13 protein-coding genes are annotated in these 13,791 nt (G+C 40.1%); 4 read left to right on the forward strand and 9 right to left on the reverse strand.

What is annotated here, in order from left to right; translation table 11 throughout:
* The first annotated feature begins 140 nt into the window (after window positions 1-140).
* Window positions 141-848 (forward strand): DUF445 domain-containing protein, encoded by a 708-nt coding sequence (locus Q0779_RS03120; RefSeq protein ID WP_298769407.1) that lies wholly within the window; start codon window positions 141-143, stop codon window positions 846-848.
* A gap of 11 nt (window positions 849-859) precedes the next feature.
* Here Q0779_RS03120 and gcvA read toward each other — a convergent pair whose 3' ends face one another.
* Window positions 860-1,759: a transcriptional regulator GcvA gene (gene gcvA / locus Q0779_RS03125; protein ID WP_298769409.1), complete on the reverse strand. Its 900-nt coding sequence runs from the start codon at window positions 1,757-1,759 to the stop codon at window positions 860-862.
* A gap of 150 nt (window positions 1,760-1,909) precedes the next feature.
* Between gcvA and Q0779_RS03130 the strand changes: the two genes are divergently transcribed.
* Window positions 1,910-2,683: a TSUP family transporter gene (locus Q0779_RS03130; protein WP_298769412.1), complete on the forward strand. Its 774-nt coding sequence runs from the start codon at window positions 1,910-1,912 to the stop codon at window positions 2,681-2,683.
* A 777-nt stretch (window positions 2,684-3,460) separates the two neighbouring features.
* Entirely contained in the window at window positions 3,461-4,714 is a 1,254-nt protein-coding gene (locus Q0779_RS03135; protein ID WP_298769830.1) for a peptidoglycan DD-metalloendopeptidase family protein, read from the forward strand.
* 16 nt (window positions 4,715-4,730) lie between these two features.
* Here the strand turns inward: Q0779_RS03135 and Q0779_RS03140 are convergent, their stop codons facing one another.
* On the reverse strand, window positions 4,731-5,276 hold the full coding sequence (locus Q0779_RS03140; protein WP_298769414.1) for a hypothetical protein: 546 nt from the start codon (window positions 5,274-5,276) through the stop codon (window positions 4,731-4,733).
* Window positions 5,277-5,370: 94 nt separating this feature from the next.
* On the opposite strand from Q0779_RS03140, the gene Q0779_RS03145 reads away from it, so the two are divergent.
* Entirely contained in the window at window positions 5,371-5,694 is a 324-nt protein-coding gene (locus Q0779_RS03145; RefSeq protein ID WP_298769416.1) for a cupin domain-containing protein, read from the forward strand.
* Window position 5,695: 1 nt separating this feature from the next.
* Here Q0779_RS03145 and Q0779_RS03150 read toward each other — a convergent pair whose 3' ends face one another.
* The 7 genes from Q0779_RS03150 to pdsR all read right to left on the reverse strand — a co-directional run bounded on the left by Q0779_RS03150 (window position 5,696) and on the right by pdsR (window position 13,746).
* A complete protein-coding gene (locus Q0779_RS03150; RefSeq protein WP_298769418.1) occupies window positions 5,696-6,211 on the reverse strand; it encodes a M48 family metallopeptidase in 516 nt (171 codons plus the stop codon).
* A gap of 33 nt (window positions 6,212-6,244) precedes the next feature.
* On the reverse strand, window positions 6,245-6,682 hold the full coding sequence (locus tag Q0779_RS03155; RefSeq protein WP_298769420.1) for a DUF3010 family protein: 438 nt from the start codon (window positions 6,680-6,682) through the stop codon (window positions 6,245-6,247).
* 160 nt (window positions 6,683-6,842) lie between these two features.
* Window positions 6,843-8,177 carry a DEAD/DEAH box helicase gene (locus Q0779_RS03160; RefSeq protein WP_298769422.1) on the reverse strand — a complete coding sequence of 445 codons (1,335 nt, stop codon included), beginning with the start codon at window positions 8,175-8,177 and terminating at the stop codon, window positions 6,843-6,845.
* A 274-nt stretch (window positions 8,178-8,451) separates the two neighbouring features.
* The gene (locus Q0779_RS03165) at window positions 8,452-8,916 is read right to left on the reverse strand and encodes a hypothetical protein (protein WP_298769424.1); all 465 of its coding nucleotides are present in this window, start codon (window positions 8,914-8,916) and stop codon (window positions 8,452-8,454) included.
* Between the two features lie 566 nt (window positions 8,917-9,482).
* Window positions 9,483-10,664 (reverse strand): cystathionine beta-lyase, encoded by a 1,182-nt coding sequence (locus Q0779_RS03170; protein WP_298769426.1) that lies wholly within the window; start codon window positions 10,662-10,664, stop codon window positions 9,483-9,485.
* 133 nt (window positions 10,665-10,797) lie between these two features.
* Window positions 10,798-13,050 carry a proteobacterial dedicated sortase system histidine kinase gene (gene pdsS, locus Q0779_RS03175; RefSeq protein ID WP_298769428.1) on the reverse strand — a complete coding sequence of 751 codons (2,253 nt, stop codon included), beginning with the start codon at window positions 13,048-13,050 and terminating at the stop codon, window positions 10,798-10,800.
* 3 nt (window positions 13,051-13,053) lie between these two features.
* Window positions 13,054-13,746 carry a proteobacterial dedicated sortase system response regulator gene (gene pdsR, locus Q0779_RS03180; RefSeq protein ID WP_298769831.1) on the reverse strand — a complete coding sequence of 231 codons (693 nt, stop codon included), beginning with the start codon at window positions 13,744-13,746 and terminating at the stop codon, window positions 13,054-13,056.
* Window positions 13,747-13,791 lie beyond the last annotated feature (45 nt).

The following is a 13,791-nucleotide window of genomic DNA, read 5'->3' on the forward strand; positions in this document are numbered from 1 at the left end:
TTGAACTTATTTTTAATTCTTTATTATAGAAGTGGATCACTCAATACGCTTATGTAGGAGTAAATGATTGCTCATTTTACCGCACCATTGGTAATATATGCCGTTAATTAAGTGCTGATGTTATTTTATGGAGAGAAAGCTTGAATAAAAGTTTAACGACTAACCTGATCGCGGCCGTCTTAGTCATTGTGGGTTATTTATTACCTCAACCTATTATTTTATCTATTGGATTGTTTGCCCTATCAGGTGCGGTGACAAATTGGTTAGCTATTCATATGTTGTTTGAAAAGATCCCTGGTCTCTATGGTTCGGGGGTTGTTCCTTCTCGTTTTGAAGAATTTAAGGCGGGTATATCGCATTTAATGATGAAGCAATTCTTTACCAGTGAGAATATTGAACGTTTTATTTCTGGGCAAAGTGAGCATACTGCCCCCTTGAATCTTGCACCTGTTATTGAGCAAGTGGATTTAAGTCCCGCTTTTGATGGATTAGTCACCACGGTTGAGAACTCTCAATTGGGTGGCATGTTGGCCATGATGGGGGGAAGTGAAGCGATCCTGCCTTTAAAAGCCCCTTTTATCGATAAAATGAAGTCAGCCTTAGCTGACATAGCTCAAAGTGATGATTTTCACCAAGTATTGCAAGCTCAACTTTCTAAAAGTCATATGTCAGAAGAGCTTCAAGTGCAAATTGAAGATATCGTGAAGCAACGTTTGGATGAATTGACGCCACAACTGGTCAAGCAAATCATCCAAGATATGATTAAAACACACTTAGGCTGGCTAGTGGTTTGGGGCGGTGTGTTTGGCGGTTTAATTGGTTTAGTGGCGGCTATTTTACCTGTGTAGCATGAGTCTGATTATTGCTGTGGCTTTTCACGGTAATCGGAAAAAAGAGCCAAAAGCCAGTCAATAAACACTTGCGTCTTAAGGGCGAGTTGTTTGCTCTTTGAGGTCAGAATGTAATAGCGGTAAGGACTGGTAAATCTTTCAGTAAAGGGCAGGACTAAGCTGCCCTCTTTTAATTCTTGTTCAATAAAAAAACGGGGGATCAGAGCCATGCCAATGCCACTTACTGCGGCTTGACTCAACATATAAAAATGCTCAACGGCAAAATTCTTCTTTGCCGTGAGTGTGACGCCCATTGTTTTCGCCCATTGTTCCCAAAGTTCGGGGCGAGTCGTATGTTTGAGTAATGTCATTTTATTAATATCATTAATGCTATTGAGCTTTTTAGCTAAAGTGGGTGAGCACACTAGACATAAATCTTCATCCATTAAGTCAATTACTCTCATGGCTTTAGGGGGCGTTGTTGTACTGCGAATAGCAATATCGTATTTCTGCTTTGTAAAATCAACAGGAAAATCACCGATAGATAAGTCAACAAAGAGATTAGGGTATTGTGATTTAAACTCTTCAATACGGGGAATAAGCCAGCTAATACTCAAGCTGGGGAGCACATTAATGGATAATGTTTGAGTCTGTAAAGGCTGGCTTTTCAAGTCATATGTGGCGTTATTCAGTGATTGAAGGGCTGTTTGTACATGGGGAAGGTAACGTTGTCCTTCATCCGTTAATACCAATTGTCGATGTAAACGAATAAACAAAGGCAAGCCTAAATAAGTTTCTAACAGTTTTATTTGTTTACTGATCGCCCCATGAGTGACAAAAAGCTCTTTACCGGCGAGCGTAAAACTTAAGTGTCTGGCTGCGGATTCGAAAGCACGTAATGCATTCAGTGGTGGTAAATCCTTAAACATGAGTGAGCCTATTAATGGGTCAGTGAATCGATGAGTAAGTGAGTTTTGCAAGAGAAAAGCTCACACTAAGGCTAGAATAACTCCTTTGTACTTATGTTGCAAAAAGCGTTTAATGGCTCCCTCTTGACGATTAACTGAATACATTTTTTTATGGAATTTGAACTGAGTATACATCTGGCTTTAATCCTTTTCTTTGTGGCTATCTTTGCAGGGTTTATTGATTCAATTGCTGGTGGTGGTGGATTGCTAACGATCCCTGTATTAATGTGGGTGGGGCTATCACCCACGGCAGCATTAGCAACCAATAAATTACAGGCTTGTGGTGGCAGCTTTTTTGCGAGCTTTTATTTCATTCGCAAAGGTGTGATTAAACTGAGTGAGATAAAGTGGGCAATTCTGTGCGCTTTTATTGGAGCATCGATGGGAACCATTGGGGTTCAATTGATTGATGCCAGTATTTTAGAAATCTTATTGCCGTTTTTAATATTAAGTCTGGGTGGTTATTTTCTATTTTCAAAAAAAATGAGCGATCAGGATAGACATCAAGTGTTGGGTGTCGGCGCGTTTGCATTAACAGCTGCACTAGGAGTCGGTTTTTATGATGGTTTTTTCGGCCCAGGTACCGGTAGTTTTTTTGCTTTAGCTTTTGTCTCTTTATTAGGCTTTGGTTTAGCAAAAGCAACTGCTCACGCTAAGGTATTGAATTTAGCAACGAATATCGCGTCTTTAATTTTTTTTGCACTAGGCGGTAAAGTGTTATGGTTACTCGGTGGCATCATGTTGTTCGGACAAGCTGTAGGCGCTTCATTAGGGGCAAGTTTAGTGCTGAGTCAAGGAACGAAACTCGTTAAGCCATTAGTGGTAAGTATGTCATTGATTATGAGTATTAAAATTCTGATGACACAATATGCCATATTTGGTTAAGGTAGTTTAAAGAGAGGGGAAAGCTGTTTTTTACAGCCAGTCAAAAGAGCGCCTTGAATGAGGCGCTTTAATGCGTCTTGGCAATCGGGTTAAGCAGCGTCGCTAAATATCGCCTTGATATTGACAAAAATGTCGGCATTTAACAAATGAACAAGTTATTCAAAAATAAACACATAATATAGCGATTTATATTTATGATTTGCTGACACGTGTGATCTCGAGCTTAGGTTAATCAGTATTACTGGCACATTTTCGTCGCTTTTATTCTCTCGATTAAATATTTACATTTTTTACAATTTGTTCCCGCTTGCTTTATTCGTTAACCAATCGAGTCTTATTCGTGTACTCTAGGTTGTGAGCTTTCTGGGAAATGTTGACCACAATGAGGAGCATTCAGTGGTTAATAGAAGATTCTAATAGATGAGCCAGCAAAGGTTCAGCTTGAAACACTTACTTTAACGTCATCTCATTTTTTACATACAGGCTGCGGCCTTATTGTCGTGTTATGTCACTAGACTCACGCATTTTTATTGCTGAAGTTGACTATTTGAGATTTGTGTATTTCTAGTGCTTTGGTTTAGCGTGATTGGTTTAGCATCGATTAATGAAGTTTAATAGTTCCTGATGGGCTTTTTCTGCTATAAACTAGCGCTTATTTTGTTGTTTCTTATGGATTGGATTTTTTGTGTTCATTTTTTACGTCAATTCATATGATTTATGTTCATTAAAGAGAGATGGGGCAAGGTTTTGCAGTCGAACAAGAATTCATTTTTTAAAATGCCTCAATGGGGAATGGGCAAGCTGCCGTTACAGCACAAAACAATGATTTTAGGATTAGGGTTATTGTTTGGCGGAGTGCTTTTGTGGCCTCATAGTCATTCGCCTAGTGAACGGCGTATTGCTGTGACTTTAGATAAAGATAATTGGCTTTCACAATTAGAATCTCGTCCTGTGGATAAGGTGCTAAAAGCTGAGGTTCCCGATTTTGAAAAAATAGTGGTAAAAGGCGATACCTTAAGTGGTCTGTTTGAAGAGGCAAAAATTGATCAACAAACCATGTATCAAGTATTGGAAGCAGATTTGAATGTACTAGCATTAGATACATTGATGCCGGGCAATACCATTCAATTTTGGTTAAATGACAAAGGGCAACTACAGAAATTAGAGTTATATTTTAGCCCTGCAAGACAAGTGATTTTTACCCGTTTTGATGATGCATCTTTTAATGCTGAAGAGATTAATATCGATGGGATTTGGCAAAATCGTACCGTTAAAGGGGCAATTCAGGGATCGTTTTATTTATCGGCAAAAAAAATGGGCCTGACAGCCTCTGAAATTCAACGTATTGAAGCGCTATTGAAAGATAAAATTAACTTTGCCAGAGATCTACGTGCAGGGGATAAATTTTCGGTTTTGATAAGTGATCAGTTTGTGGACGGTGAAGCCACGGGAAGCAGTAATATTTTAGGGATAGATATTCATCGAGGTAGTCGAGATATTAATGCTTACCGATATAGTGATGGGAATTTCTATGATGATAAAGGCCGAAGTTTACAGCGGGCTTTTCAGCGGATCCCTCTCAAACATAATTACCGGATCAGCTCTCGATTTAATCCCAGAAGGTTACACCCAGTAACTGGGAGAATTGCCCCTCACAACGGAACAGATTTTGCTACCCCCATAGGGACTCAGGTCATTGCACCCGGTGATGGTGTCGTGACTATGGTGACCAATCACCCTTATGCGGGGAAATATATTGTGATTGATTATGGCAGTAAATACCGTACTCGTTTCTTACACTTGTCAAAAGCGCTGGTTCGAAAGGGGCAGAAAGTGACGCGAGGACAAGTGATTGCGCTGACGGGAAATACGGGAAGGATCACAGGGCCTCATTTACATTATGAATTTTTAATTAATGGCCGTGCGGTGGATGCGATGAAAGCAAAAATCCCCATGTCTAAAGAACTGTCTTCTAAAGATAAGAAAGCGTTTGCTTTGATTGTTGATAAATGTAAGAAAATGATGGGGTAATTAAAAAAGAGTAGGATTATCCGGCTTGTCGTTGTTTATTTTCACAGCGACAAGCACCTATATTATTCAGTGCGGGACAGTTTTTACAGCGACGGCTTTTCCTTATTTTGTGTTGAACCGTAAAGACTTTTTTGATGACAATATCGTTCGATGAACTTTTATTGAACGAAAAACGTTCTAGAGCGGTGCAGGAGACGGCAGATTGCTGTTCTGGGGTTGCCACTATCTTTAATGTTTGCTTTTTATCATTTTTTGCCGGAGACAGATGGCTTTTGTTCGATGGAGTTATCTCATGTGACCAAGCGTATCGAGTAACCTGTAATACTGTTTCGAAATAAGCTGGTGAGGCGGTAAATACTTGTTGTTTTAGACTGAGTTTAAGCACTGCTAATTTTGTTTGATACTTTGCTATTTTATTATGATATCTAAGTCTTTTGTATTTTAATTCATCATTTAATGGCGAGTCGAATACCAGTGAATCATACTGTTTCGCTTTGTCGGTGGCTTTCATTAATTTTTGAGTATATTTTTGCTGTTTTTTAAGGAACTCACTCTTTATCATACAAGGACTGATACCGACAATTACAAAAGATTGACTTCATTGTAAATGAAAATCATTATCAGTCAATATTTAAACTTAATCTAAAAGAGTCTTTATGAAAAAAATAAACGTCTTTGACCTTCCATCGTCCTTGGATCTCACTAAAGAAGTCTTTCAACCTTTGGTTGAAAATGAGCATATTCTCATTGAACGTATTATTTCAAAGGCCCATGTAACACCTGAAGGGCAATGGTATAATCAATCAAAAAATGAATGGGTGATGGTATTAAAGGGCGAGGCTGAATTAACATTTATCGATGGTAATATAATAGGTTTGAAAATCGGTGAGGCCATTGAGATCCCTGCCCATTGCCAGCATAGAGTGAGCTGGACAACCCCAAATGAAGAAACACTCTGGCTGGCTATCCATTATCAATGAGTTAATTCATTATCTGATAGGGATCTTGATTATTGTCGACTAAAGTGAGGTAAAGTCTTAAATCAAATTCTAGCTGGTGGTAATTGGGCTCCATATGCACGCACAGTTTATAGAAGGCTTTATTGTGTTCTTTTTCTTTTAAGTGTGCGAGTTCATGCACGATTAACATACGCAAAAAGGCTTCTGGTCCCTTTTTTAACTTAGCGCTGATCCTAATTTCATTTTTGGCTTTAATTTTACTGCCTTGTTTGCGCGCTACATACGAGTGTAGCCCCAAGGCTTGATGACTGAGAGTGAGTTTATCGTCGTAAATGACTTTGGTGACAGGTTGTGTTTTCCGTAAAAAAGTATTTTTTATCGCCTGTGTATAACGGTATAAGGCTTTATCATTGCGAATGTCATGAGGTTGTGGGTAGCGCGCGGTTACATGCTGAACAAGTTTGCCTTGTTCCAGTAATTGCGATACTTGTTGTTGAATGTGAGCCGGGTAGCCACTGAGGTATTTGAGTGCTGTCATTGAAAATGAGGGCGTAAAATACGCCCTTTAGTATTAATCCTGTTGGTAAATATTGAGAGTATGATAAGCGTAAGCGGCTTCAAACGCATTTTTTTGAAAGCGTTTCATGCTTAAACCATCAAAGTCAACCATAGGCGGGTTGCGCTTTAGCTGCTCTTTGATATTGACTGGATTGATGAACGAAACAGGTATATCAATGAGTTGAATAGCTGCTTCAAGTTTAAAACTGGTAGCACTGCCTGCCTGTTTGCCTTTTTGCTCGCGGGAAATAATAATGACTTCATCAACATGATAGTCTTGCATGAGTTTACTGAAAGCAAAATGAAAATCGCGAATGGATTCTGTTTGATCAGAATGTGACACTGCGAAAGACTGTTGACGGCAATCAGGAACATTATACGTGTCCCCTTCATAACTTAGTAAACTGATGATGGCTTCACCACCTTTTAATTCAACTCCACAAACTCTCATAAATTACCTATAAAACTGTCAGTATTGGCTAGTTGCACCTCTAATGCCAAAAGGGGCTGTGATTAGAGATACGTTTGTCATTCTAAAACTTACTTCAAATGGATAAGCTGCTATGGGTCATGGCTGCTTATTATTCCTAAACGACTTATGATGGTCGTGTTTATTCATCTTGTAGCGGACTCTTTGGTTTTCTTAGCATGGGCGCATCACCAACATCCACACCAGACAGAAAACGTTTATCTCGTTTTGCGGGTGCATTTTTTGATTTTTGCTTATTATTGGTTGTTTTTTTATGCTTTTTCACAGTTGATGATGTGTTTTTAGTCCGCTTAGGCTTATCTTTTAAACCTGAAAATTTAGGCTTTAAATCATCGAACACGCTGAGTGTAAAGGTTTTATGCAAGAATTGCTGCACATTTTCAAAGTTACGCCAGTCTTTGGGGCCAACCAGTGAAACGGCATCTCCTTTGCTGCCAGCACGCCCTGTACGACCAATACGATGGACATATTCTTCAGAAAACTTTGGCATATCAAAGTTGATGACCAAGGAGACATTTAATAAATCCAGTCCACGCGAAGCCACATCGGTTGTGATCAATATTTTTTGCAACCCACGGCTAAACTGATCCATGATTTGGTTGCGCTGACCTTGATTTAAATCACCACTGAGCGCTGCGGTTTTGAAACCTTGCTTCGCTAATTTATCTGCTAAGCGGCCAGTATCTTGTCGTGTGGCAGTAAAAATAATAATTTGCTTATGTTCATCTTGGCTTAGTAGGCGAGAGAGAACGGCTTCTTTATGATCTAAATGATCACATAAATAGACATGCTGGGTAATATCAGCGTGTGAAGTGTTAGCCGCGCCAACGGCGACATGTTCAGGGGAATTTAATAATTCAGCTGCAATATTATTGATGTCAGTATGATCCAAAGTAGCTGAAAACATTAATGTTTGCCTACGTTTATGATCGGCTGCTCGATGAATAGCCTGTAACTGAGGAGCAAAACCTAAATCCAGCATGCGATCGGCTTCATCTAAGATGAGGAGTTCTAATCCGTTCAAATGAAGATGGTGCTGAGCAAGGTGATCGGCCAGACGACCTGGTGTGGCAACAATAAAGTGTGGATCTCGCGCTAATGACTTAGCCTGATCATTAAAATTTTCACCGCCCAAGATTTTGATGGCTTTGTACTGTGTATTGGCGACGAGTAAACGCAGTTGGCTGTAGACTTGTGTCGCTAACTCTCGAGTGGGGAGTAGGATCACAACTCTTGGATCGCGCTTACTGAGCGCACGAGTGGAAATCATTCTTTGCATGGCGGGCAATAAAAAAGCCAGTGTTTTACCTGAGCCGGTCTTAGAAGAAGCCATTAAGTCTTTACCTGCAAGAGCGACAGGGATTGCTTGCTCTTGAATGTCGGTAGGGGTGTCGATCCCCATGTGCTTAAGGCTTTGTAATAGACGGTTATCAAGCTGAAAATCGGTAAATAGCAAAGAAGGATACTCCTAAAATAAAGATAATCTCACATTATACCTCACGACCCTATAGGCACACTAGAGCCTGTTGCTCTTTCGTGGTGAAATTATGTTCGAGAGAGATGTGTTAATCATCTACGCTCCTTTACTCTAATAAAAATGTCTGCAATAAGCGTATGGCAGGGGAAGAATGTGATTAAGATGATAATAAGGTGTTGGCGTAGGCATGCCATAATAGACTCCTTGTCGTTGGGTGTTTAAAAAGGGGAGAAGCGAATGAATGATAAGGTATTTAATTGTTCTTTTTTTCTTGATTGAGCTGCTTTAACCACTTTAAAAAAGCTTGATTATTTTTTTGTCTTACTTTTGCGTCGATATATTCATTTTCATTTGAATCTGGGGTTGTCCATTCCTGATAAAGTACCTTGTGACTCAATGGGTCTTGAGTACTGGTATTAGGCCAAGCCTCTAGGCTGCGAGGATCATTAGTTTCTTGATGGGTAATACTGTTGACTTTTGGCGTTGGGCTATCTTTTTTATAATCTGGAATGAGTTCTACTGGTGGAGTCGAAGCTTCATTAATTGAGGCATTATCATTGGCCGACACTTCAAGAATACTGAAGGTGAGGAGAAAGGCCATTTCACCTAAAAAGAATAAAACAGATTTTGTTTTTTTCTTGAATATAAATAAATTAAACAGCAATAAAAGACGGGTATTATCGGTATTAATCGTAGGGTATCGAGCCGTGCTAAACATAATATCACTCCTTTAAATCTGGATACTCATATACAGAAACGATCAATTTAAGTATAGCATTGCGTCTCAATATCGGTGTTCAGACTTAATGGAACTTTTATTACATATCTAAAGGCTATCTCCCAATCATAAAATTAAATTGAGATGTTTGATTTTAAATAAATAAAAATAAGATTAGTAATAAAGATGAACAGTAGCTAATAGGCTTCATATTGTTAAGGTGTGGGCCTTGTGTTGGTAAATTATAATAAGAAAAGACGCCCTTTTTATCGTCATATAAGGCGGGTCGAGTGAATAAGTAATTTGTGGTGTACATATCAATACCTCAATGTTAAATCGTTTCTAATATAGGGAGGGATTTTGTGTGAATGGCACTGAATATAATCTGAATATTGCGAGCTAGAGAGTGTGAAAATTGTTTCAATATATGTAGACTAAATACGTTAGCACTGCTTTTAGATGAGGTTGTCTTTGGGAGAGAGCCTTGATAGTAGTAATAATAATCCTGCTTGCTGAATAGGATTATTATTACTTTTTAATCAATATACTTGAAAAGATAACATTCGTTATTTTTTATTGAGCACTTCATGATAACGTGAGAAAGCGGCATCGAGATCCTTAATAAGATCATCCACATTCTCAAGTCCAATATGCAGGCGTATAAGGGGTTTTGAGCTATCCCATTGTGTCGCAGTGCGTAATTTATCAATACCAAATATACCTAAGATCAGGCTTTCAAAACCGCCCCATGAAAAGCCCATCTTAAAATGTTGCATATTTTCAACAAAGGCGGTAATTGAGGCGCGATTGCCTTCTTTTAAGACAAAGGAGAATAGACCGTTCGCCGCAGTAAAATCGCGTTTAAAGAAGGCATGTCCTGGACAGGTTTCAAAAGCTGGATGCCTTAAGTGATCGACCTCTGGGCGTGCCGCTAACCAGTGAGCGACTTTGAGTGCATTTTGTTCATGTTGCGCCATGCGGATCCCGAGTGTACGTAAGCCTCGGCTGGCTAAGTAGACATCATCAGGAGAGGTACATTGTCCGAGTAAATAGCTATTTTCTCTTAATTGATCCCAATATTGTTCATTGGCCGTTGCGGTGCCCATCATCACATCGGAATGCCCAACAATGTATTTTGTGGCGGCTTGAATTGAAATATCAACACCTAGTTCAAAAGGACGTGAGTTAATCGGCGATGCCCAAGTATTATCTAGCATGACCACGAGATTATGCTCATGGGCAATTTGACTCAAGGTGGGGACGTCTTGGATTTCCATGGTAATAGAGCCTGGTGATTCTAAAAATACCACCTTAGTGTTGGGCTTTATTAATGAGGCAATATCCTTGCCGATGAGCGGATCGTAAAACGTCGTTTCAATTCCAAAGCCTGCGAGTAACTTGTTACACAGATCTCGTGTCGGTTCATAAACACTATCGACCATGAGTAAATGATCGCCGGCTTTTAAAAAAGATAATAGTGCACCCGTTATCGCAGCAGAACCTGAAGGATATAATGCGGTTCCCACACCGCCTTCAAGCTCGGCAATAGCCGATTGAAATGCAAAATGAGTGGGGCCGCCACGTCGACCGTAAAACATTTCACCTTGGGTTCTATTTTTAATGGCGAAGGCCATATCGTCCATGGTATCGAATGTCATGGTGGACGCTCTGACGACAGGCGGGTTGATAACGCCTTGAGTCCACTTTTTTTGTCGACCTAAACTCACAATTTGCGTTTCTTTTTTCATAGCGCTGTTCCATAAATACGGGGATGAATAACGTCATTTTAGCCATCTTAACATCTATACGGCTAAAATAAAGAGGCAAATGAGCTGAATGTACAACTCGGTGGAAAATGCCCGATATAGAATGCAGTCGTATTTACGTTGGAGGCTCAGTTATGGGGAATGTTATGCTGATCTCAACGCCTTGTTGCTGGTTTTTTTCATCGATATGGTTTTGAGCAAGAATATGACCTTGATGAAATTGGGTGATGAGCCTAGCAATATAGAGACCTAGCCCAAGGTGGGGTTTTTCATTTTGTTGAGCTTTAATTTTAGAGGAATGATCCATTGGGCGAATGGAGATCATGGATTCAAATATCGCTTCTGACATATCATGGGGCAATAAAGGACCTTGGTTAAAGACGGTAAGTTGTATTTGCTGGTGTTTATTTGTTTTGTTTTTGTCTGTTGGTTCTGATTTACGGTTTGGAAGCTTGACTAAGGCAATATCGATGGATTTGCCTGTTTCACTAAATTCAAGTGCATTCGCAATAAGCTTATCCATGAGTTGAGCGATATATTCAGGTACTCCATTAATGAAAACAGCTTGCGAGGGTAGGTTTAATCTAAACACTTGATGAGGGTAGGTTAGTTGGTAGCCTTGAATACAACCGTTGATCACATCGGTGAGTGGGAAAACCTCTGTTTCAGCTTGTGTGATACTTTGCTCCAGCCTTGTGGCTTCACTCATGTAGTTTATAATCATGCTGAGTCGATTAATGCCTTCTTGAGCGCGAATGACATATTTATCCGTACTCGGCGCTAATGATTGTAAACTTAAATGTTCAAGTGATGACCGAACAACCGCTACAGGGGTTCGCAGTTCGTGAGATAAGCGAGAAGACATATTTTCGAGATAGTGGTTATATTGGCCTAGTCGAGTCACGATATTGGCGAAACTACGGGATAAATCACCGATTTCATCCCTATTGGTTGAGGGAACGATAGGTCGAGTGATACGACCTTGTGTATCAATGGCTTGCTCTGCATCATCTCTTAATCGCCGGATCCGATTTGATATACTCGATGCGAAGAAAAACAATGCTAACGTCCCCATGCCCATGACGGTAATGATCATATCAAACAGTTTCTCCAGTGCTTTATTACGAAGGGTTCTAATCCCATGGGTGGTTTCTTCAGCAACGACGACGCCCATGACATTACTATCAATCCAAATTGGACTGGCCGCTGCGAGAACAACCGCTTTTTTATCTGGGGTTAAACGCCAACCGGATCCTTGTTGACCCTTTAGCGCTGCACTGATGTAGTTGCCTTCGAGTAAAGTTGAATCTTCAAGGGTATCAATAAAGTCTTTAGGAGGGGTGGTTAATATTTTTGCATAGAGAGGATGCAAGTAAGTTTGCTTGATGGTTTGCCAAACATTTTGGGGTTGCGAGTCGTTAAACGATTGTGCCCAGTTATTTTGATTGTCGTGTAAATCCCCTGAGCGAGCCAATACTCTGCCGTGATTATCCAGTACCCAAATGCGAGAATGATTATGCCCCATACCTTTAATGATTTGCTCTATTTCAGGAGAGGGGACAAGGACTGTACCCAGCTTATTCACATCATCAATAGCAGAAGTTCCTACAATGGCATCGAGTTGCCGATTCTGGTTATCGTTAACGTCATACAAGGCAAAACCTAATTTACTGCCCAACATATTCAGCGGTATACGCAATTCAATATTATAGCCTTGTTGGGTTTTACGCCATTGTCCCTGAATTTTAATTTCAGGGGTGACGGGCCTAGATTGGCTGGGGTCCATTGGTAGCTGAAAAGCATTGATCCAGCCATCTTGCGTGGTGGAAACAATATAGCGTTTAAATTGCCCATCTGGTGCTAGTGTTGCAATGGCTAAATGATCATTTTTATCAATGCTCAATGAATTCACACCGCGATAAACAACATGGGGATCGGTGACTTCGAAAAAAGCATACAAGTAACCCGCATACTTGCCTACGATATGGGTAAAATGAATACCTAATTTCTGGCTAGGATCGCGTTGATAAATGAGATTATTTTCACCATACTCTATGGCGTTATGCCAATAAGCTTGCCAATCATTTCGCTTACCATCAAGTTGTATGGGCCTTGATAGCGGATAAGCGTACAAATCTCGTCCTTTTTTGACTTGTGTTAAAAAGCTGGCTTGATTATTAAAGAGTGTTGGTCGCTCATGTAAGGCTGTTGCTAACGCTTGGGTGGTGCCTTCTAAGGTTTTCTCTTGGCCGTGGCGTAAATATTTTTCCATTTCCCACACATACTGGTACCCAAGCCAAGGAAGGCACAGTAAAAAGAGTGATAAAATAGCCACTTTTGTTCGTAGGCCCATGGGAAAATTAACCATATTTTAAGATTGGGGATCCCAGCGATATCCCATACCATATACGGTATCAATACAATGAAAGTGGGGATCTTGTTCTATAAATTTTTTTCGGATCCGCTTGATGTGTGAAGTGATGGTACTGTCATCGACAAATATTTTAGCGTCTGCCATGAGTGCTTGGCGGTGACGCACATGACCCGGACGCTTGGCTAAAGCATGCACCATCCAAAATTCAGTGACTGTAAGATCAATGGCTTGGCTTTTCCAGTGGACTAACATTCTGTTGAGATCAATACGTAAATGGCCATGCTCTATTAAACTCTCTTGAGGCGTTTGGCTATCTTGTAAAGCTGAACGTCTAAAAAGTGCAGCCAGCCTGGCTAATAAATGGGGAAAGCTCACTTCTTTACTTAAGTAATCATCGGCGCCAAGACGTAAGCCACAAACGGTATCAAAATCACTGTCTCTTGCGGTGAGAAAGATGATAGGTAAACTTGTGGATAGGCTTCGAAGGGACTGACATAATGTAAAACCACCATCAATTTCATTTTCTAAACCAATATCAATAATCGCTAAATCTGGGAGTCTGATTTGAAAAGCTTGCATGGCACTGAGACGATTGGCGTATGCTAGGACTTGGTAACCTTGTTGTTCTAATACTTCGGTGTAATTTTCTCTAATAGCGGGTTCATCTTCAACAATGGCAATACGTTTCATTTGTGATTGTAGACTCATATACGGCGAGTGATAGTTAGCGCATGA

The organism is uncultured Shewanella sp. (assembly GCF_947491715.1).
Taxonomy (GTDB): Bacteria; Pseudomonadota; Gammaproteobacteria; order Enterobacterales; family Shewanellaceae; genus Shewanella.

Coding starts and splice junctions, on each gene's coding strand:
- Q0779_RS03150 (WP_298769418.1), bottom strand. CDS start 6,211: ATGACAGCACTCAAATACCTCAGTGGCTACCCGGCTCACATTCAACAA.
- Q0779_RS03170 (WP_298769426.1), bottom strand. CDS start 10,664: ATGAAAAAAGAAACGCAAATTGTGAGTTTAGGTCGACAAAAAAAGTGG.
- Q0779_RS03155 (WP_298769420.1), bottom strand. CDS start 6,682: ATGAGAGTTTGTGGAGTTGAATTAAAAGGTGGTGAAGCCATCATCAGT.
- pdsS (WP_298769428.1), bottom strand. CDS start 13,050: ATGGTTAATTTTCCCATGGGCCTACGAACAAAAGTGGCTATTTTATCA.
- Q0779_RS03165 (WP_298769424.1), bottom strand. CDS start 8,916: ATGTTTAGCACGGCTCGATACCCTACGATTAATACCGATAATACCCGT.
- Q0779_RS03140 (WP_298769414.1), bottom strand. CDS start 5,276: ATGATAAAGAGTGAGTTCCTTAAAAAACAGCAAAAATATACTCAAAAA.
- Q0779_RS03145 (WP_298769416.1), top strand. CDS start 5,371: ATGAAAAAAATAAACGTCTTTGACCTTCCATCGTCCTTGGATCTCACT.
- Q0779_RS03130 (WP_298769412.1), top strand. CDS start 1,910: ATGGAATTTGAACTGAGTATACATCTGGCTTTAATCCTTTTCTTTGTG.
- gcvA (WP_298769409.1), bottom strand. CDS start 1,759: ATGTTTAAGGATTTACCACCACTGAATGCATTACGTGCTTTCGAATCC.
- Q0779_RS03135 (WP_298769830.1), top strand. CDS start 3,461: ATGCCTCAATGGGGAATGGGCAAGCTGCCGTTACAGCACAAAACAATG.
- pdsR (WP_298769831.1), bottom strand. CDS start 13,746: ATGAAACGTATTGCCATTGTTGAAGATGAACCCGCTATTAGAGAAAAT.